Here is a 19,819-nt window from a genome sequence, read left to right as displayed (position 1 = left end):
GCATTCAAAAACCTAAACAATTTAAATTAGTGAAAAGGAAATACACATCTTTACTTTCTGTTTTATTATTACTTACAACATTTGCGCTTGTTTCATGCAGTAAAAAGAATAGCGATAATACTCCTGTTGAAGATAAAAACAGCGTCAAAATAAATGGTGTAACTTACCCTACGGTAACAATCGGCTCCCAAATCTGGACTAGTGTAAATTATAAAGGACCGGGTGGTTACAATCTGCCTGCAACAGAAGCTTACGGTAATTTTTACAATCATAGCGAGGCAGACTTGATTTCACTGCCGACTGGCTGGCGTGTACCTTCTGTAAAAGATTTTAGTAAACTCTTGAGCAATTTTTCAAAAAATCCTCCTGATTTCAACGGAAATTATTATTTAAACGGTTCGAATGATGCATCGGAATTATGCGTTTCTTCAGGGTGGGGTGGTATATTAACCGGAACTAACACTTCCGGTTTTAGCGTGATAAATGCCGGCTTTTACGAAATGTTACGCGGTGAAAAAATACGTGATAATTCTATGAGCTCAAGATTTCTTACTTCCGATACGCCTAAGTCCGCAACCGAGGGGTTATATATTTATAATATCGAAATATCACCTGAGTCGGCACAGCTCGAACAAATTCTTAATACATATGATGCGGATAATTTATACATATCTGTCAGATTTGTAAAAGACAAATAAGCGGGTTTCTCCCATGCTTGCTCAAGAACATAAATGGCCTGAACCTTGCGAGGTTTTCAAAACTTCGCAAGTCTTAAAAAACATATTTTAAAGCAAAGGCCGGGGATCAAAAATTACTTTAATGGTACTGATCTTGCCGTCTTTCATATGGTACCATCCCGAAGTTAAGATAGGAATACCTCTCATGGCTACGTCAAAAAGCAGGCAGGCATCGTCATCTTCCGCTACAAGTTTTTTTATGTTGTATTTTAGTTTCATCCGTTCCATGTCGCTAAAATACAGGTCGGCCCCCTCGCGTGAGCCCAAAACGCCCTCAAATTTCATATCATCACATACATATTCTCTCGCGGCTTTAAAATCCTCCCTATTAAGGGCATCTACAAAAGCAAGTAATACATCCCTGGTAACACTTGCCGGTGAATGAATTTCTGTTTTCATTTTGCTTCATTGGTTTTGTTAAATAAAGATAAAAGATTTAGGTGACTTCCTAAATCTTTTATCCTGATTATTACACTTTTACACTTGCTTTTTTTATAACAAGGTAGGCTCCAGCTTAGTAGTTACCCCAATCCTGTTCCAGGCGTTAATGGTGATGATGGACATTATTAGCTGGGCAAGGTAAGCCTTATCAAACAGGGCTGCAGCAGCATTATAAGTTTCATCGGATACTTTATTGCTGATCAGCGTAACTTCCTCGGTAAGGGCAAGTATGGCGCGTTCCTGTTCGTCAAAAAACGGGGTTTCACGCCATGAGGTAAGGCCGTAAATGCGCTGTTCTGTTTCGCCTGCTTTGCGTGCATCCCGGGTGTGGATGTCAATACAATAGGTACAGCCGTTTATTTGCGAGGCGCGGATTTTTATTAAGTCGTTATGTTTGGTTGCTAAACCGGTGCTTTCAATGTAATGTTCCAGGGCCAGCATGGCTTTGTATGCTGCCGGATCTGCCACGTTAATTTTTGTTCTGTCGCTCATGATCTTGTTGTTTTGATAAAACAAAGTTGCGCAACAAAAGCCCCTAAAAAAATGAACTACGGTTAAGAAATTAAACCTTTTTTGCCCTTAACCTGCTTAAAAACTGCGGGGTAAAGCCAAGATAGGAGGCCAGCATGTATTGCGGTACCCGCTGCATAAATTCAGGGAACCGACTTGAAAAATGGATGTACCGCTCTTCTTCCGTCTGATTAAAAATGTAACCGATACGGCGTTGAGAAGCTACGTAAGCCTTTTGCATCATTATCCTGAAATAACTTTCCAAACGCGGGATCTGCTCAAAAAGCATTGCCTGGTTCTTTTCATTTAACAGCAATACCTCCGATGCTTCAATCGCCTGGATATAGCAGGTTGACGCCTGTTTGCTCATCAGGCCATCGTAGTCAGTGATCCACCAGTTCTCGATCCCAAATTGGATAATTTGCTCGTTTAGCTTATTGTTTACAAAATACAGCCTTAAACACCCTTTTACAACAAAGTAATTACCGTGGCAATGTTTACCGGCTTCTAATAAAAATTCTTTCTTTTTAAATTTTTTTGGCTCAAGCTTTTCACAAAGTAATTGTTCTTCAGCAGGCGTTAGCTGTACATATCTTTTTATGTGGGCAAGGAGTTCTGGATACATGGTAAATTAGAATCAAGAACCAAGATACGAGAAATAAGAGTCAAGAAGCAAGAGACGAAATACAAGAAATAGATCATCATCATATTTGTTATATTTTTTGATTTATCCCTTTTTTATCTTGACTCTTGCTTCTTAATTCTTACCTCTCAACGCTATCTTAGCAGCATGAAAACTATTAAATGGGGAATTTTAGGCGCCGGGCGCATAGCCGGTAAGTTTGCAAGTGACCTTAAATTGGTTGCCGATGCAAAATTAATAGCCATTGGCTCGCGTACACAGCAATTGGCTGATGAATTTGGGAAGGAATTCAATATAAAAAACCGTCATGCCAGTTATGAAAAACTGGTTACAGACCCCGATATTGACGTAATTTATATTGCAACACCGCATAACCTGCATTATGAAAATACCCTGCTTTGTTTGCAACACAACAAGGCAGTATTGTGCGAAAAGCCCTTTGCCATGAATGCCCGGCAAGCCCAGGCTATGATTGACATGGCCAGGGAAAATAAAGTGTTTTTAATGGAAGCACTGTGGACAAAATTTCACCCGCATTATAAAAAACTGCACGAAATAATAGGGCAGGGGCTGCTTGGCGAAATTCGCTCTGTACTGATAAACTTCGGATTTAAACCTGCACCGCCTATCCCGGCAAGGCTTTTTGACCCTGCACTTGGCGGGGGAACCTTAATGGATATAGGCATTTACAATGTTTTTATGGCGATGAGCGTATTGGGAAAGCCTGATGTTATTGAAGCAACAATGACTCCGGCTTCTACAGGTGTGGATGAGCAATGTGCCATACTATTCAAGTACAAAAATGGAGCAATGGCACAACTGTTCTCAACCTTCTCCTCAAACCTGGCAACGGAAGCTGATATTAGCGGAACCGACGGCCGGATAAGGCTTACCTCACGGTTTTATGAGCCATCAGCAACTATTGAATATTACACCAAATACCCCGACAGCAGGGAGGTTATTTCTGTTGAAAAGGAAACCGGCTTTGGTTACCAGTACGAAGCCCGCCATGTAAATGATTGCTTAAGGAGAGGCCTTACTGAAAGCGATGTTATTCCGTTTGCTGATACTTTGCTGTTGATGAAAACTTTAGATAAGATAAGAAGCATAGCAGGGATTAGGTATGCTGCTGACGAAATTAATATCATTTAAACAACCATGGGGGTTTAAATGCGTAAGTTATTTAAAACAAGAATTATGTTTTTTTATTCTTAGTTAAAAAGAACTTGTTGTAGTACATCTAATCCTATAGTCTTATGAAAAATCTCACTAAAACTTTATTTGTAATCATAACCTTATTCGGTTCAACTGCTGTAATGGCGCAAAATACTGATACGGTTAATACCCATGGCTGGATGAAACACCGGCCCGCCGGGGCAATACAGATCCAGGTTACCTATCGCAAGGGCAACATCGATCAGTTAAACAGCGCACTTAATGCAAATGGCATTCCATCTGTAAAACAATCAAATATATGGATCAATGCCTCCATGAGTCACGTTTTTAATAAATGGATGTTTGAAGACGGGATTGGTTTTACGCCTATAGCCAGCTCGGAAATGAACGATCTGAAAGTTAAATATAATCAATACCAGTTATTCTGGCGGGCGGGATATAATGTATCAACCAATTCAGATTTCAGATTATATCCGTTTGCCGGTATTAACTTTTCTGCCGCGAGGTTGAAGGTAGAGGATAAAGCACGCATCAGAAATACTAATGATTTCACCGATGAACTGTTAAACAGTACATCGAGCAAAACCTTCTGGCAGCCAAATTTTGGCATTGAGCTGGGCGCAGGGTTTGATTATGTTATCAAGTTAAAATCAAAAAAAATGGATTGTTTTGAAATTGAACGGAACATCCCAATCGGCATCCGTGCCGGTTATTACATAAATGCTTATGCAGGCGATTGGAAAGTTGATAGCTACAAACTGCAAAACAGCCCTAATCAAAAGCAAAATGCCGTATTCATATCGTTTAATATCGGGTTGGGCTATAAGATTAAGAAGTAGAACGGTTTAGCCTTTGTTTATGAACAGGGTGGATTAATATAATATTCATCATGTTTTGCAACAAATGATTTATGAAAGGCGTCTATTTCTAAACTTATTATTCGCCATCAAGATCAATATGAAAAAACTAATCCTTATTTACTTATTGCTACCGCTGCTTTTACCTTCTGCGTTTTCGCAGGACAGTAAAAAAGCCGCCCGGTTAATGGAAATTAGCCAGGCCGTTAATGTTCCCGGCATCCAGCTGATCTATACCAAAAACAATAAAACAGAAGAATATGACCTGGGTCTTAGCGGAAACGGATCGGATAAAAAAGTAACCACCAATACTACATTTGAGGCAGCTTCCTTAAGTAAATGCGTGTTTGCTTATGCTGTTTTGCGTTTGTATGATCGCGGACTATTAGACCTGGACAAACCTTTGCTAAGCTATATAGGTAAATATGACAGGTTTGATACTACTGATTCGAGATATAATAAAATTACCGCACGGATAGTGCTTAAGCATAGAACAGGCTTACCAAACTGGGGCAATGAAAAGGGTGCTAAGCTGATGTTTCCGCCTGATAGCTGTTTCTCCTATTCGGGTGAAGGCTTTGTGTTTTTACAAAGGGTAGTTAAAAAGATTACGGGTAAACCTTTAAATCAAGTAGCCAATGAAGAGTTGTTTGGGCCGTTAAATATGACGGGCAGCAGTTATGAATGGACCAATAAATTTGATACGGTATCGGCCTTTGGAAACAGTGCTGAACAAATTAAACGGCACTCCAATCAAAATGCTGCCTATAGCTTGCTGACAAACGCACATGATTATACTGTTTTTTTACAGGCATTAGCAAACGGCACGGGCTTAAAACCGGAAACACAACAGCTAATGCTTGAAAAAGCTACCCCGGGTACCTGGTTCAATCATAAACCGGCTGAAGCCACTGATCATATTTGGTGGGGCCTTGGGGTAGGGATCCAGGAAAATGAAAAAGGAAAGGCCATTTGGCATTGGGGCGACAATGGCGATTTTAAAGCATTTTACATTGTCTTCCCGGCAAGGCATGAAAGCATGGTTTATTTTACCCATAACAATAAAGGACTTTTTATTGCACCGGAGGTGATCGACCTGTTTTTAGGTAAACAAACTACCTGGGCCATAAAATGGATTGGAGAAGGATATGATTCGCCTTACGCAATTAAAAGTTTCAGGGCCGGGTTAATGAAGCACGGGTTTGATCAGGCTGCTGAGATTACTAAGAGTCTGAAACAAAAAGACACGAGCTTTAACTTATCCGAGCACGACCTGAATGAGTTTGGCTTTATTTTGATGCAGCAGGATAAAGCGCATGAAGCCACAGAAATATTTAAGCTTAACATCAGCCTAAATCCAAAAAGCGGAGACCTTTATGACAGCCTTGCCGAAGCGTATGTAAAATTAGGGGATAAAAAACTTGCTGCTGAAAATTTTAAACGCTGCGTGGAGTTAAATCCTAAAAATGATTATGCGGTGGAACAGTTGAAGAAGTTGCTGGATGGGGCTAATTAATAATTTAGATTTACCATAGAATTTTTAGACCCTCATCAATATATTGAGTCATACGCGCATCTTTAGAAATTAAAGTATAACCCCGATTTATTGCCTGCCAAATAAGTATTCTGTCAAAAGGATCTTTATGGGTAGTAAGCGGAAGTTTATAAAAAGAAGCACTTTCATCTGCTGAAAGTTGTATTGTCTGAAAACCTATGCTTGATGATAATTCCGGCAACTCATTAGGGAGTATGCCTTGAATGCCGAGTTTATTTATTGAAAATTTTAAGGCAATTTCCCAAAATGTAACTGCGCTTATGAAAATTGAATTATTGGGGTCGTCAATAATTTGTTTTGCTTTTGCTGATAGTTTTTCCTTTTCCGCTATTGTCCAAATAAATGTATGGGTATCAAGGATATAATTCATAATCCCAGGAATTCTTCTGTGGTCATTTCAAAATCATCACCAAAAGTAAATTTTGCTTTGCCTTCCAGAATCCCTAGTTTACGTTTATCCTGATTAGGAATTTCAGGTAGGAAATAGCCTACAATCTCTTTTTTCTTCCCAAATGTTACGGCAAATTTTTCACCGGCCTTTACTTGTTCAAGCACTTCTGAAAAATGAGTTTTGAACTCACCAACTGACATTGATTTCATAATAAAACAAATATAATTTTTATTTGTCAAGTTGTCAAGCATAAAAATGGATAGCTTAATGCTATCCATTTTGCCTAATTTTTCATTTATTTCACATATAGTTTATCCAAAAACAAATACCGTCCCCGGTCATTCTCAGCTTCCAATTTTGTGTTTACATCAATGTTCATGAACTTAACTTTACTGCCATTGGTATTGGGCTCCCATTTCGGTAAACCTTTGCCATTGGGGTTACCCGTTTTTATAAAGTTGGCAAAGTAGTTTTCCATTAATGAAGATACCTTGTAGTTGTCGGGTGTCCAGGCATAAACCTTATTGGATTCAAGGTTGCCCATCGCAAACTCAATTTCTGACGCATGTGATGCACCAACCAGTGCTTTTGGCATTTTATTGGCATTCGCATTATCAATTGGTTTTACTTCCGGTGGGCGCGGGGTTGAGAATACATAACGGTAAACAGGTTTTTCACCGGTTTTACTTTGCAGGTCCGCCCATTTCCAGGTGCTGTAGGCAATAAACCTGTCGCTGGCCAATGCAGTTGCGGATTTGATCACCTCGTCCTGCGTTGTGCCGGGATAAAGTTTTAAAACCTCATCGGCATTATCGGCAAATTGCTCCTTTACCTTTTTTGCATAGTTTTCGGGCGTTGGCGTATCGCCGCCGGTAAACGACTGGTAAGGGATCTCCGCAGAATTCCATCCAACTAACAGGGGAACATGTGCCTGTTCGCCAGCTTCAAAAATTTCTACAGGTGTTTTTGGTAAGAAATAGCCATCAATAGTAGCAGCCAATTTCCATACCCCGGCTTTTGATGCGGCATCAAGTAGCTGAGCTGCAGGTATGGCACGGAGTTGGCTTAGTGTTTTGGTTCCATTCTTTTCAGCAAAGCTTACGCCGTTCTTTTCTCCTTCGGCAAGCGGGATAGCAGGCAGTGTAGGTTTTATCATAGCGCCGCTCTCACCAATAGCCCCGGCAATAAGATCTTTTGATAACGGCGATACCACTTGCGCACAAACTGAAATAGAGCCTGCAGATTCGCCGGCAATAGTCACTCTTTTTGGATCGCCCCCAAATGCTTCAATATTCGCCTGAACCCATTTTAATGCAGCATTTTGGTCAAGCAGACCGTAATTACCTGAGGCATGATGAGTTGATTCAGCTGTAAGCTCCGGATGTGAGAAAAAGCCGAAGATTCCCAGCCTGTAGTTGATAGTTATTGTAATAATCCCTTTTTGAGCCATGCTTTCGCCGTCGTAACGTGATTCTGACCCATCGCCGCCTACAAATCCTCCGCCATAAAAATATACCAGCACAGGCAGCTTTTCATTTGCCGATTTTGCAGGTGTCCATACGTTTAGATACAGGCAATCCTCGCTCATGGTATCAGCACGAAAAACCATATCAGCAAATACTCTTTTTTGCATAGGCATATGGCTAAAATGATCAGCTTTGCGCACACCATCCCAGTTTGCCGGCGGCTGCGGCTCTTTCCAGCGCAGATCGCCAACCGGGGGCAGGGCATAAGGGACACCTTTAAAGCTCCGGATCTTAGTTGTCTGGTTAAAGGTGCCTTCGAGCGTACCATTGCTTATTTTAAGCTGGTTAACAACAGGCTGTGAAAAAGCTGATGTGAAAAATAACAGCGCACAGAACAGTGAAAAAGGAGTTTTCATAGTAAATGGATTAATTTAATTTAGGAATTGAAAAATAAATTTTCTATTGTATCATTATGTTACAATAATAATTGCTTATTTTGAGATTATCAATACATTTTTATTTTTTAGATAAATTCTTTTGTAAATGACCAAACTTCATTCAGCCGGGGAGACCAATGAAAAAGGGGAGGGCTTTTTAAAAAGCATCGCTATTGATGCGGTAATATTTGGTTTTCATGATGATCAGCTAAAAGTTTTGCTGATTGAGTATAAAGGAACCGGGCTGTTTGCCCTGCCCGGAGGGTTTATTAGAACCGAAGAAGACTTAAATAGTGCTGCCTTAAGAGTTGTTAGCGAGCGGATTGGGCTGGAAGACATTTTCCTTGACCAATTTTATGTATTTGGTGACTATTCCCGGTATAACCCAACGCAATTTAAAATCATCATGGGCGCTAACGGGAGTGTGCCTACCGATGATCACTGGCTGTTAAAAAGATTTATTTCGATAGGTTATTATGCCCTGGTTGATTTTACCAAAGCGAACCCTGCACCTGCGGCAATATTTGACAGCTGCAATTGGTACGACCTTACCGCTATGCCCCAACTAATCCAGGATCATACCCGGATAGTTGAAAAGGCGCTGGATACGCTGCGCTCAAACTTAGACCATAAACTTATTGGCTTTAACCTGCTGCCACAGGATTTTACGATGGGCGATCTGCAAAAGCTTTATGAAACCATATTAGGTAAAAAGCTGTTGCGCCCTGCTTTTCAACGTAAAGTACTTGCTTTGGGCATCCTGGAAAGGGTAGCAAAAAAATGGACAGGCGGTGCACATAAAGCGCCTTATTTATACCGGTTTAGATCAGGTAAGCCTGTTTCAGAATAAAACGCAGATTAGATTTGACAACTTTTTAAAAGTTGTCAAATCTTTACGGGCAAATCAATTGTTTATATCACCTTCAGTAAAAATTTATTAGTAATACCTGCTTTAGCTGCATCGGTTGCTGTAATACTTATTTCATAGTTTCCGGCAGTGAGTTTACCAGTTATTGTTTTAGCTGGGGCATCAAACTTTAACCCCGCAGGTAATTGGTCGGCCGAAAAGGTTAACGTATTATTGCCGTCATCATCAAAAAAAGTATCACCAGGGATTTGAAACGAAAAAGTGCTGCCTGCCTTCGCAACCTGATCCTTGACCGGATTTTTAACGTACGGTTCAAAATTGGTATGCTTCAATTTTTCAAACAGGGTATCAAATCTCACCCAAAAAATAAAACAATCTTTTTCGCTGTGGCCATGGGTATAAAACAGGTATTTGCCATCGGGACTGACATATTCGCCCCAGCGGTGGGCCAGGCCGTTATTGATGAGCGGCCCAAGGCTTTTGGGGTTTGTCCAGGTGTCATCCGGTTTATGATAGCTAATGTGCAGTTCGCATTCAAAATCAGGGTGTTCTTTTGCGCTGATGATCATGTACGATTCATCTTTTGCTACAAAGAAATCACCATTAAAGCCTGGCGAGTTTAATGGCACCCCCAGGCTTTTAATGGCAGTGTCGCCTTTTGAAGCATCAATTCGCGAAAATTTACAGTTTTGCCAATCCCTGGTACCCCAGTTGCCATTGCTGCCTGCATAAATATTACCGCTTATGGTCGGCATAAAATCGTAAAGCCTGTAAGGTTTATGCATGTACTCAATCGGTGCTGTCCAGCCGGTATCTGTTCTGTGTGCCTGCCAAACAAACTCTTTCCCCGGTATTTTATTAGGTCCGCCAATAAAATACATTGTTTTTCCATCCGGCGAAAAGGTAGGGGCATAGTATTTTTCAGTTAGCACATATGGGCCGTTCCATTTGCCATTGGCGTATTTAAAATATTTTACCTTCAGATTTTTGCCATCAAACCATGTAGTATTGTGGCTGTAGTAAAATTCCTTCCCATCGTCCGAGAAAGCAACCCTGTCGCCTGCCCATGCGCCTTTTTCGGCCAGCATGCCCGGAGCGAATACCTTCGGCGTATCAGATGGGGGAGTTTGTCCCAAATATGCATCGGGGTTACCCCAAAGTTTAGCGGGTTCCTGTTTGCAGGCGCAAAACACTGATAATATGATAAGCAGTATAAAAGTTAATTTATTCATGATCGTAAAAGTTTATTTATTTTTGAAGATGCCGGCATTCAATTCACTGCCGGCTGATCCGGGCGAAAGATTTAAATAGTTGTGAGGAGTACCTTTGGCAGTGACCTCATTTAACATCACCTGCCCGGTTTTATGGATGTTTAACTCGACCGGTGTGTTCTTTACATCCGGACCTTCAACCTCCATCCCATTAAGGCCCATGTAATATTTATTATTGGTTATAAGGGAGTTGCTGAAGGTATAATGATGGGGGTGGTTTTTTTCGCTGACCCAGAAATAGTTACCATTCGCAATTATGTTATTACTGAAGGTAAACGGCGCATTTGAACTTTCGCCATAACCGTACCATATGGCGGCTTCATAAGCGTTATAAATAATGGAATAGGTAAGCGAAAAGTTCTTTAAGCCGAGGAAAACTAAAACCGCATTTTTACAGCCATAAAATATGCAATGGTCTATATTTATATCAGCACCCTGCCCGAAAAGGGCGCCCTGGATAGCTGCTGAATTTCTTTCGCCTATAAAATAACATTGAGAAATTTCGAGGCCTTTTAATTTTTCATTTTGACGCTCGATACAATAATAATATTCAACGCTAGGATTTGGATTACCTAAAAATTTCAGCCCTTTAACACTCACATTATTCCTGGCGATTTGAATACCTACACAATACCTGAACTTTTTACCGCTGTTGGTATCCGCTACAGATTGGATCACCGGCATTTTATCCGGCTGCCAGGCTGCATCATCGGGCATTATGGTTGCTTCAATTGTGAATTTTGAAGTGTCTGCCATTCCGTTAGACGATTCAATGCGTAATTTATTACTAAGCCGGTACAAACCCGGCGAAAGCTTTATAATAACGGGCTGATTGCCTGTAAATCCGTTTGCAATGTTTATCGCTTTTTGCAGGCTCGCCAGCGGACCTGCAATGGTTCCCCTGCTATCATCATGACCCTTAATCACATCAACATACAGGGTTTGAGCCTTTAACTGCAGGTTTAATATCACCAGTAAAACAAGCGGTAGGTATTTAATCAACTTCATTTTTGTTATTTCTTTTCTTTTTTAAAGACTCCTGCATGAAGATCATTTCCGGCTGATCCAGATGCAAGGTTCAGATAATTATGCGGTTGTGATCTTTCGGTTTTTATTTCAACCAGGATCACTTTGCCCGTTTTGCTGATGTTATTTTCAGTGAGGTTGCTTTTTGAGGCCGGGATAAGGTCGTTAGCTATGTATCCCATATAATTACCGTTTTCGGTGATGAGTGAATTGCTGAAAGTATAAGCCGGCTGGATGTTATTTGGCCTAACCCAAAAGAAATTGCAATGGGTTACTATGTTATTTTTAAACACAAATGGCACAGTGGAGTCTCCAAACCATATGGCTGATTCATAAGCGCCATAAATAATAGAATTGGTAATAGAGAGGTCTTTTATCCCTTTGATCAACACCATAGCATTCCTGCAATTGTAAAATATACAATGATCAACATGAATTCCGGCGCCGTGTGTCCAGAGCCCGCTTTGCAGGCGGTTTGAATTCTTTTCACCAATAAAATAACATTGGGAAACCTCCAGTCCGTTTAAATTTTCATTTTCACGGGTTATAGGGTAATAGTAAGGCACATCGGGGTGGGCATTGCCAACAAATTTTAGCCCCTTAAAGCTCACATTGTTTTTAGCCACCAAAAAGCTTACGCAATGTGTAAATTGTACCTTTGAATTGTTGGGAGAAACGGATTGGATCACCGGCATTTTTTCCGGCTGCCAACCGGTATCATCCGGCATATGAATGGCCTCAATGGTGAATTTTGATGCATCATTTCCCTGTTTTGCGGTTTTTACTACCATTTCATGCCCAATTACATATAAGCCGGGCGCCAGTTTAATGGTAACCGGTTCGTTGCCGCTATAGGTGTTGGCTATGATAACGGCCTTTTCAATACTTAATAATGGATCGGTCTGGCTTCCTTTTGCAACGTCTTTGCCTTTTAAAGCGTCAACGTACAGGGTTTGGGCATTAAGGTGCAGGCATGCCGCCAGCAGGATGATTATCGATAAAAATTTTAGCTTGTTCATTTCTTTAGTTTTAAATTGCCGTAATTAATCGTGTGCGATTTTTTGCTTTGTGATATAAACTTACATGAGCTGATTATCTATACCAATTCATTTAAAGTTCAAGTTTTTTCAAGTTTTTTCATTTTGATATTCAATGACTTCTGATATTCAAAAACTCATTTCAATTATTGGGCAGCAGCTTGACTGGGGAAATTCATCCGCCTGGCAAAGCCGGGATTTTGAAATTTTGAGCCAGCTGATCTACGATAAGACCAAAGTTTCATTAAGCGAGAGCACGCTCAGGCGAATCTGGGGGAGGGTTGAATATAAACACCTGCCAAGCGCTACCACATTAGATACCTTAGCGCAGTTTGCCGGTTTTGAAAGCTGGCGTACATTTATTAAGCAAAACACTAAGCAAATAACCGAAATAAATGCACCAACAACGCACGTTGAGCCGAGTGAAAAAGCGGGCATCAGCCTAACGTATATCTTATTGATCATTATCCTGGTAGCACTGGGAGCAGTATCTTTTTTTATTATAAAAAAAGCTAATCCGGGTATTAATGTTGCGGATTATAAGTTTAGCAGCCAGCGGCTTACCAATGCTATCCCTAACTCTGTAATATTTAACTACGATGCTATAAGTGCGCCGATTGATTCTGTTTATGTTCAGCAATCATGGGATCCGCATACAAAAACGCTGGTGGATAAGAAAAAGCACCAGCATACTTCTGTTTATTATGAGCCGGGCTTTTACCAGGCAAAATTGCTTATCGGCAAAAAAGTTGTAAAAGAGCATAAGCTGATGATCCCAACCGAGGGCTGGCTGGGCCTTATTGAGGACAACCCAGTGCCGGTGTATCTTAATCCGCAGGATTTTATACAAAAAGACATGCTAAACCTGCCGGTTGCTGTAATACAGCAAAAAAATATGAGTATGCAGCCAGGCCAACACTTGTGAAATATTTTAATGTTGGCAATTTTAAGCCTGTGCCGGTAAATGATTTTAACTACAGCGCCGAAATAAAAAACGGGTATAAGGAGGGAGAGGCGGCCTGCCAGTTTGCCGCTGTATCGCTCATTACTGATAGCGGCCCTATCATTATTCCGCTTTCTATAAAAGGCTGCGTATCTGAGCTTACCTTATTTAGTGTTGATTGGATCATATCGGGCAAAATAGCTAATTTATCCGGCTTTGGCATTGATCTATCCAATTGGGTTAAGATTTCCTGTAAAAGCACAGCTAAAACCATCAGGTATTATGTTGATGATAAACAGGTATTTGAGTTTCAGTTGCCGGCAGCAAATGTAAAAATCGTGGGTGTCTGGTTTAGCTTCCAGGGAACAGGGGCAGTGAGGAATATTGAACTGAAGGGGCATGATAAAACGGTGTTTAAGGCGTTTTGAACAGATCTGGACAGTTTTAACCGCGGAGTTCACGAAGAGGAGCACGGAGTAGCACAGAGATTATAGTATTTGGAATGATTTATTCAGGTAGATTATGTATGAGACGCGATGCTTCGCGTCTAACTGCGGTTAGATCGCCAATATGGAGATACTTGGGCGGAGATATGCAAAAAGGGAGACGCGAAGCATCGCGTTTTACAATATTATTACAAATGTTTCACCACATGGTATCTGGCAGGCACTGTCATTAAATAGGCATAAATAGCATCCACTTCTTTATCGCTTAAATATTCAAATTTTTCCATTGGCGGTTTAAGTTTCCGGGTTGGGCTTTGGCCATCTTTAACGGCTTTACGGAAATCCTCTTTGGTATAATTACCTATCCCGCTATTTTTATCGGGGGTGATGTTTGATGCAGCTATTTCCACACCTTCTGCGCCTTTAAATGTTGCGCCACCGGCAAGGTATCCTTTTGTTTGTTCAGGGTTGATGGAGTTTAACGATTTAAGGCTTTTTGAGTGGCAATGATAACAGCCCACATTATCAACCAGATAACTGCCCAATGCTACCGGATCGTTTTCTGACGGCCTTTTTATCCCGTCTTTATAGGGAGCAGGATCAGCTTTAAAACCCAGGTAGGTTTTACCGATCAGGCTATAATGCGTAAGTCCGACAGTAGTATCAGCAGCGCTAACAGCCGGATCATCCGATCTCAGGTAAACTATAATATCATTTAGATCCTCATCAGCCATGTTTGGGCGCAGCATATATGCCATAAAGCGGCCATCCTTTGAAATGCCTGTTTTAAGCAAATATTTTAGCTGAGCATCGGTGTATTTAGGAGCTATTCCGTTTGTTTTTGAATGCGTAAGATTTGCTGAATATACTTTACCTGCAATGCCTGGCACATCATGAATGGGATTACCGATAAACTTTTTAACATCCCGGTTATAATGGCAGCCTGCGCAAATGCTGAATACAAGGTTTTTACCGTGCTCAAAATTTGCGGCGGATGCAACTGCTTTATAATCGCTTTTGGTGGTTTCAAAATGGGTTTTACAGCTGATGATAATTATAATAGCAAGTATTAAACTTGTTACTGTGAGGCCTTTGTATTTCATAGCAATACAGTTATACTTATTACTACATAATTGCAGGGACAATGTTTTCAATCGGTTTAGATTGGGCAAATTTAAAAAGTTAATAAATCTTTATAATTTTCCATACTTTTAGCACACCATGCAACCTAAAAACAATAAAAAAACCATTCGGGCCTGGGCCTTTTTTGATTGGGCTAATTCGGCTTATAACCTGGTTATTACTTCAACTATTTTCCCGGCCTATTACGTGGCTATAACAGCAGATCCCAAAAATGGTGACGTTGTTACCTTTTTTGGTCACCGGTTTATAAATACGGCGTTATCCAATTATGCATTGGCGGTTGCTTACCTTATTATGGTTTTGCTGTTGCCTATATTATCCTCAATTGCTGATTACAGGGGGAATAAGCGAATATTTATGAAGTTTTTTACCTGGCTTGGCGCGCTTGCCTGCTGTGCATTGTTTATTTTCACTAAAGGCAACCTGGAATTTGGCATAATTTGTTTTGCGCTGGCAGCAATTGGTTACAGCGGCGGCTTTGTTTTTTATAACTCATACCTGCCCGAAATTGCCACGCTTGATATGCAGGATAATGTAAGTGCCAAAGGGTTTACTTATGGATACATTGGCAGTGTTATTTTGCAGGTGATATGTTTGGCATTTGTGCTGTCACCTAAAACATTTCATTTAACCTCAAGCGGTGCAGCACAACTTTCATTTTTACTGGTCGGTTTATGGTGGATAGGTTTTGCCCAGATCCCTTTCAGTGTACTGCCAAAGGGCAGCCCAAATGCCGAGCCCCGTCATAATAATATTATAAAAGGCGGCTTTATTGAATTAGGGCATGTTTGGAACAAGATAAAAGTCATGCCATTACTGAAACGTTTTTTGCCCGCATTTTTCTTTTACTCTATGGGGGTGCAAACCATTATGCTGGTAGCTGCAGGGTTTGGGGCCAAAGTACTGCACATGGAAACCAGCGGACTGATAGAGATAATTTTGATTATCCAACTGGTAGCCATTGGCGGAGCAACGTTGATGTCGCGGCTATCGGGCATTTATGGTAACATAAGGGTTTTAGCCGGTGTGGTAGTAATATGGATAGGGGCGTGCATTGCTGCTTATTTTACCACCACTGTAACACAATTTTATGGGCTGGCCGTTGTTGTGGGCTTAATTATGGGAGGGATTCAATCGCTTTCACGGTCTACTTATTCAAAATACCTGCCGCAGGATATTCCGGATACGGCATCATTCTTTAGTTTTTATGACGTTACCGAAAAACTGGCAATAGTAGGAGGGATGGCCAGCTTTGCATTTATTGAGGAATTTACCGGGAGCATGCGCAATTCGGCACTGGCATTATGCGTTTTCTTTTTAATTGGATTATTTTTATTGCTTTCTTTGCTAATGGCCGAAAAAAAATTCAGGAAAAGTCCGGAATTTAGCGGCGTTTAATTTTTGTGCAGATGAAGGTTGAGTTATTTATTCCTTGTTTTATCGATCAGTTATTTCCCGAAACCGCTTTTAACACCATTAAGGTGCTTGAAAAAGCGGGATGCGCAGTTAGTTATAACCCGGCACAAACCTGTTGCGGTCAGCCAGCTTTTAACGCTGGTTTTTGGGATGATGCCAAAACAGTAGGCAGCAAGTTTTTAAACGATTTTTCTGCAGATAGTGTAATTGTATCTCCATCGGCATCCTGTACCGGAATGGTGAAAAATTACTATAATGATCTTTTTACCAATACAACATCGCACAATAAATGCCGTAATATCCAAGCCAATATTTATGAGCTGTCGGATTTCCTGGTAAATATCCTGCAATTTGATTACTTCGGCGCTGAACTGGAGGGTCGTGCTGTATATCACGACAGCTGTAGCGGACTGCGCGAGTGTAAAATTAAGGCTGAACCCCGTCAGCTGTTATCAAAAGTGCTGGGCCTCGACCTGGTAGAACTTGTAGACGGTGAAACCTGCTGTGGTTTCGGCGGTACTTTTGCGGTTAAATTTGATGCCATATCTACGGCTATGGCCCAGCAAAAGGTTGACCATGCCTTGGCTGCCGAAGCGGAATACATCATATCAACCGATGCTTCGTGCCTGATGCACCTGCAAAGCTATATCGACAAAAATAATCTGCCTTTAAAAACCTATCACATAGCTGATGTTCTGGCAATGGGGTGGGGGAATGTGTGATAGATTTCGGAATTCGGATTTTCGATTTCGGATTTTCGACCACTGATTTCGAGCGCCAGCGTTAAATTGACCGGCAAAAAAATCAGTATAATCATTCCCTTCAATCGGTGAAATCCTCATAAATAATTTTAAATTTGCAGCAACTAACAGATCACTTTGTAGGTGATTTACTAAAATACATTTTTTTATAAACTTTTAAATCATAGTTGTAGATGATTGACATTACTCTCCCTGACGGGTCCGTTCGTCAGTATGACAAGGGAACTTCGTCCATGCAGATCGCACAGTCGATCTCCGAAGGATTAGCACGAAACGTATTAGCAGCAGAAGTTGACGGCCAGGTTTGGGACGCAAGTCGCCCGATTGAACAGGATGCGCATGTTAAGCTGTTAACCTGGAATGATGCCCAGGCAAAAGCCACTTTTTGGCACTCTTCGGCCCACTTAATGGCCGAAGCTTTAGAAGCACTTTACCCGGGCACCAAGTTCGGAATAGGCCCTGCAATCGAGACTGGCTTTTATTACGATGTTGATTTTGGCGACCGCGAGTTTTCATCCGATGAGTTTAAGCTGATAGAGGATAAAATAATCGAGCTGGCTAAAACCAAGGAAGAATATATCCGTAAACCCATTAGCAAGGCAGATGCTATTGAATATTTTACTGAAAAAGGAGACGAGTACAAGCTTGACCTGTTAAAGGATCTCTCTGATGGTTCTATCACTTTTTATACACAAGGTAACTTTACCGACCTGTGCCGCGGGCCGCATATTCCTAATACAGGTTTTATAAAGGCTGTAAAGCTGATGAGCGTTGCCGGTGCATACTGGCGCGGCGATGAAAGCCGAAAGCAGCTAACCCGGATTTACGGGGTAACTTTTCCTAAAGCAAGTGAGCTCACTGACTATCTGCATCTATTGGAAGAAGCCAAAAAACGCGATCACCGCAAGCTGGGTAAAGAAATGGAGCTGTTTGCTTTTTCTGAAAAGGTGGGTATGGGTTTACCATTATGGTTACCTAAAGGCGCTGCTTTACGCGAACGTTTAACTAATTTTTTACAAAAAGCACAGGTAAAGGCAGGTTACGAGCAGGTGATCACACCGCATATAGGCCATAAAAACCTGTATGTAACATCGGGCCATTATGAGAAATATGGAGCCGATTCATTTCAGCCAATAAAAACACCACAGGAAGGGGAGGAGTTCTTTTTAAAACCGATGAATTGTCCGCACCATTGCGAGATCTATAAAACAAAACCCCGTTCATATAAGGACCTCCCGGTGCGTTATGCAGAATTTGGCACTGTTTACCGTTATGAGCAAAGCGGCGAGCTGCACGGCTTAACCAGGGTACGCGGCTTTACACAGGATGACGCGCATTTATTTTGCCGCCCCGACCAGGTAAAGGACGAATTTAAAAAGGTTATCGACCTGGTATTATACGTATTTGGCGCATTAGGTTTTGAAGATTATACTGCACAGGTATCCCTTCGCGATCCTAATAACAAAGCTAAATATATTGGTAGTGATGAAAATTGGGCTTTAGCTGAATCGGCAATTATTGAGGCTGCTGCTGAGAAAGGACTGCGCACAATTGTTGAGTTGGGCGAGGCTGCCTTTTATGGTCCCAAGCTTGATTTTATGGTGAAAGATGCCCTGGGCAGAAAGTGGCAGCTTGGAACAATTCAGGTTGACTATAATTTGCCGGAGCGTTTTGAGCTGGAATACACCGGCAGTGACAATCAGAAACACCGGCCGGTAATGATCCATAGGGCGCCTTTTGGCTCACTGGAAAGGTTTGTGGCTGTGTTAATTGAGCATTGTGCGGGCAATTTTCCGTTATGGCTTTCGCCGGAGCAATTTATTATATTGCCGATTTCTGAAAAATATGAAGATTATGCAAAAAAACTTTCAGAATCGTTAAAAGATTCCGATATTTGCGGGCTTATTGATTTCAGGGATGAGAAGATCGGGCGTAAAATCCGTGATGCTGAAGTCAAAAAAATCCCTTATATGCTGATTGTGGGAGAAAAAGAAACTGCCGAAGGCTTGGTTTCTGTTCGTAAACATGGTCAGGGAGATTTAGGAAGCATGAGCATAGAAGAATTTAAACAACAAATAATTAAAGAAATAACAGTATAACTTGGCATTAAACAAACCTTTCAACAGAGGACCCAGGCTACCATTTAAGAAAAAGGAAGCCGAACACAACATTAATCAATTTATCAGGGCCACTGAGGTCCGTCTTGTAGGCGACAACATCGAACAGGGTATATATTCCCTTCGCGACGCGCTTGCATTAGCTGAAGAGCAGGAGTTGGATCTTGTTGAAATTTCTCCAAACGCAGTACCTCCCGTTTGTAAAATTACAGACTATAATAAGTTTATTTACGAGCAGAAGAAAAAGCTTAAAGAGATAAAGAGCAATGCCAAGCAAACCGTTATTAAAGAAATAAGGTTTGGACCGAATACTGATGACCATGACTTTGAGTTTAAACTAAAGCATGCCATTAAGTTTTTAGAGTCGGGCGAAAAGGTTAGGGCTTACGTACACTTTAAAGGCCGTGCGATTGTTTACAAGGAACAGGGTGAAATTTTGCTTCTACGCTTTGCACAGGCATTAGAAGAAGTAGGTAAGGTTGAACAATTGCCAAAGCTGGAAGGAAAACGGATGTTTTTAACCGTTACACCGAAGGCAGCTAAAAAATAGATTCAAGATTGTTAGAATCAAGAGTCAA

Annotated in this window: 21 protein-coding genes; 11 read left to right on the top strand and 10 right to left on the bottom strand. The window is 41.1% G+C overall.

Annotated elements, in window-relative coordinates; translation table 11 throughout:
• Nucleotides 1–29: 29 nt before the first annotated feature.
• Nucleotides 30–698, top strand: a complete 669-nt coding sequence (locus JWQ54_RS28245; RefSeq protein WP_299591305.1) for an FISUMP domain-containing protein — start codon at nucleotides 30–32, stop codon at nucleotides 696–698.
• Between the two features lie 87 nt (nucleotides 699–785).
• Here the strand turns inward: JWQ54_RS28245 and JWQ54_RS28240 are convergent, their stop codons facing one another.
• From JWQ54_RS28240 to JWQ54_RS28230, 3 genes are all read right to left on the bottom strand, one after another.
• Nucleotides 786–1,136, bottom strand: a complete 351-nt coding sequence (locus JWQ54_RS28240; RefSeq protein WP_299591303.1) for a nuclear transport factor 2 family protein — start codon at nucleotides 1,134–1,136, stop codon at nucleotides 786–788.
• Nucleotides 1,137–1,229: 93 nt separating this feature from the next.
• A complete protein-coding gene (locus JWQ54_RS28235) occupies nucleotides 1,230–1,670 on the bottom strand; it encodes a carboxymuconolactone decarboxylase family protein (RefSeq protein WP_299591301.1) in 441 nt (146 codons plus the stop codon).
• A 70-nt stretch (nucleotides 1,671–1,740) separates the two neighbouring features.
• Entirely contained in the window at nucleotides 1,741–2,313 is a 573-nt protein-coding gene (locus JWQ54_RS28230) for a Crp/Fnr family transcriptional regulator (RefSeq protein WP_299591299.1), read from the bottom strand.
• 165 nt (nucleotides 2,314–2,478) lie between these two features.
• Here JWQ54_RS28230 and JWQ54_RS28225 point away from each other — a divergent pair, with 165 nt between their 5' ends.
• From JWQ54_RS28225 to JWQ54_RS28215, 3 genes are all read left to right on the top strand, one after another.
• Nucleotides 2,479–3,483, top strand: a complete 1,005-nt coding sequence (locus JWQ54_RS28225; RefSeq protein WP_299591297.1) for a Gfo/Idh/MocA family oxidoreductase — start codon at nucleotides 2,479–2,481, stop codon at nucleotides 3,481–3,483.
• 104 nt (nucleotides 3,484–3,587) lie between these two features.
• Complete coding sequence (locus tag JWQ54_RS28220) at nucleotides 3,588–4,346, top strand: hypothetical protein (RefSeq protein WP_299591295.1); 759 nt, start codon at nucleotides 3,588–3,590, stop codon at nucleotides 4,344–4,346.
• A 118-nt stretch (nucleotides 4,347–4,464) separates the two neighbouring features.
• A complete protein-coding gene (locus JWQ54_RS28215; RefSeq protein ID WP_299591293.1) occupies nucleotides 4,465–5,880 on the top strand; it encodes a serine hydrolase in 1,416 nt (471 codons plus the stop codon).
• A gap of 10 nt (nucleotides 5,881–5,890) precedes the next feature.
• Here the strand turns inward: JWQ54_RS28215 and JWQ54_RS28210 are convergent, their stop codons facing one another.
• Genes JWQ54_RS28210 through JWQ54_RS28200 form a run of 3 tightly spaced genes read right to left on the bottom strand, consistent with a single transcriptional unit; the run spans nucleotide 5,891 to nucleotide 8,192 of the window.
• Nucleotides 5,891–6,289, bottom strand: a complete 399-nt coding sequence (locus JWQ54_RS28210) for a type II toxin-antitoxin system VapC family toxin (RefSeq protein ID WP_299591291.1) — start codon at nucleotides 6,287–6,289, stop codon at nucleotides 5,891–5,893.
• Nucleotides 6,286–6,588 carry a prevent-host-death protein gene (locus tag JWQ54_RS28205; protein WP_299591289.1) on the bottom strand — a complete coding sequence of 101 codons (303 nt, stop codon included), beginning with the start codon at nucleotides 6,586–6,588 and terminating at the stop codon, nucleotides 6,286–6,288. Before JWQ54_RS28205 ends, JWQ54_RS28210 begins: the two co-directional genes overlap by 4 nt.
• Nucleotides 6,589–6,605: 17 nt before the next feature.
• Nucleotides 6,606–8,192 (bottom strand): carboxylesterase family protein, encoded by a 1,587-nt coding sequence (locus tag JWQ54_RS28200; protein ID WP_299591287.1) that lies wholly within the window; start codon nucleotides 8,190–8,192, stop codon nucleotides 6,606–6,608.
• A 127-nt stretch (nucleotides 8,193–8,319) separates the two neighbouring features.
• Here JWQ54_RS28200 and JWQ54_RS28195 point away from each other — a divergent pair, with 127 nt between their 5' ends.
• On the top strand, nucleotides 8,320–9,063 hold the full coding sequence (locus JWQ54_RS28195; RefSeq protein ID WP_299591285.1) for an NUDIX domain-containing protein: 744 nt from the start codon (nucleotides 8,320–8,322) through the stop codon (nucleotides 9,061–9,063).
• Nucleotides 9,064–9,125: 62 nt separating this feature from the next.
• Here the strand turns inward: JWQ54_RS28195 and JWQ54_RS28190 are convergent, their stop codons facing one another.
• The 3 genes from JWQ54_RS28190 to JWQ54_RS28180 are packed head-to-tail and all read right to left on the bottom strand — an operon-like array spanning nucleotide 9,126 to nucleotide 12,397.
• A complete protein-coding gene (locus JWQ54_RS28190) occupies nucleotides 9,126–10,313 on the bottom strand; it encodes an Ig domain-containing protein (RefSeq protein WP_299591283.1) in 1,188 nt (395 codons plus the stop codon).
• 12 nt (nucleotides 10,314–10,325) lie between these two features.
• Nucleotides 10,326–11,360 (bottom strand): right-handed parallel beta-helix repeat-containing protein, encoded by a 1,035-nt coding sequence (locus JWQ54_RS28185; protein WP_299591281.1) that lies wholly within the window; start codon nucleotides 11,358–11,360, stop codon nucleotides 10,326–10,328.
• 5 nt (nucleotides 11,361–11,365) lie between these two features.
• On the bottom strand, nucleotides 11,366–12,397 hold the full coding sequence (locus JWQ54_RS28180; protein WP_299591279.1) for a right-handed parallel beta-helix repeat-containing protein: 1,032 nt from the start codon (nucleotides 12,395–12,397) through the stop codon (nucleotides 11,366–11,368).
• Nucleotides 12,398–12,530: 133 nt separating this feature from the next.
• Here JWQ54_RS28180 and JWQ54_RS28175 point away from each other — a divergent pair, with 133 nt between their 5' ends.
• Together JWQ54_RS28175 and JWQ54_RS28170 are read left to right on the top strand one after the other, a co-directional pair.
• Nucleotides 12,531–13,340, top strand: a complete 810-nt coding sequence (locus tag JWQ54_RS28175; protein ID WP_299591277.1) for a hypothetical protein — start codon at nucleotides 12,531–12,533, stop codon at nucleotides 13,338–13,340.
• Nucleotides 13,337–13,786 (top strand): hypothetical protein, encoded by a 450-nt coding sequence (locus JWQ54_RS28170; RefSeq protein ID WP_299591275.1) that lies wholly within the window; start codon nucleotides 13,337–13,339, stop codon nucleotides 13,784–13,786. Before JWQ54_RS28175 ends, JWQ54_RS28170 begins: the two co-directional genes overlap by 4 nt.
• Before the next feature lie 206 nt (nucleotides 13,787–13,992).
• On the opposite strand, the gene JWQ54_RS28165 is transcribed toward JWQ54_RS28170, so the two are convergent.
• On the bottom strand, nucleotides 13,993–14,907 hold the full coding sequence (locus tag JWQ54_RS28165) for a c-type cytochrome (RefSeq protein WP_299591273.1): 915 nt from the start codon (nucleotides 14,905–14,907) through the stop codon (nucleotides 13,993–13,995).
• A gap of 118 nt (nucleotides 14,908–15,025) precedes the next feature.
• Here JWQ54_RS28165 and JWQ54_RS28160 point away from each other — a divergent pair, with 118 nt between their 5' ends.
• From JWQ54_RS28160 to infC, 4 genes are all read left to right on the top strand, one after another.
• A complete protein-coding gene (locus JWQ54_RS28160; RefSeq protein ID WP_299591271.1) occupies nucleotides 15,026–16,345 on the top strand; it encodes an MFS transporter in 1,320 nt (439 codons plus the stop codon).
• An 11-nt stretch (nucleotides 16,346–16,356) separates the two neighbouring features.
• Complete coding sequence (locus JWQ54_RS28155; RefSeq protein WP_299591269.1) at nucleotides 16,357–17,085, top strand: (Fe-S)-binding protein; 729 nt, start codon at nucleotides 16,357–16,359, stop codon at nucleotides 17,083–17,085.
• 212 nt (nucleotides 17,086–17,297) lie between these two features.
• The gene (thrS, locus tag JWQ54_RS28150; protein WP_299591267.1) at nucleotides 17,298–19,223 is read left to right on the top strand and encodes a threonine--tRNA ligase; all 1,926 of its coding nucleotides are present in this window, start codon (nucleotides 17,298–17,300) and stop codon (nucleotides 19,221–19,223) included.
• A gap of 1 nt (nucleotide 19,224) precedes the next feature.
• Complete coding sequence (gene infC, locus JWQ54_RS28145; RefSeq protein ID WP_299591265.1) at nucleotides 19,225–19,791, top strand: translation initiation factor IF-3; 567 nt, start codon at nucleotides 19,225–19,227, stop codon at nucleotides 19,789–19,791.
• Nucleotides 19,792–19,819: the final 28 nt, after the last annotated feature.

Source organism: Mucilaginibacter sp., from assembly GCF_028288225.1.
Taxonomy (GTDB): Bacteria; Bacteroidota; Bacteroidia; order Sphingobacteriales; family Sphingobacteriaceae; genus Mucilaginibacter.
This window is presented reverse-complemented; position numbering and strand designations above follow the sequence as displayed.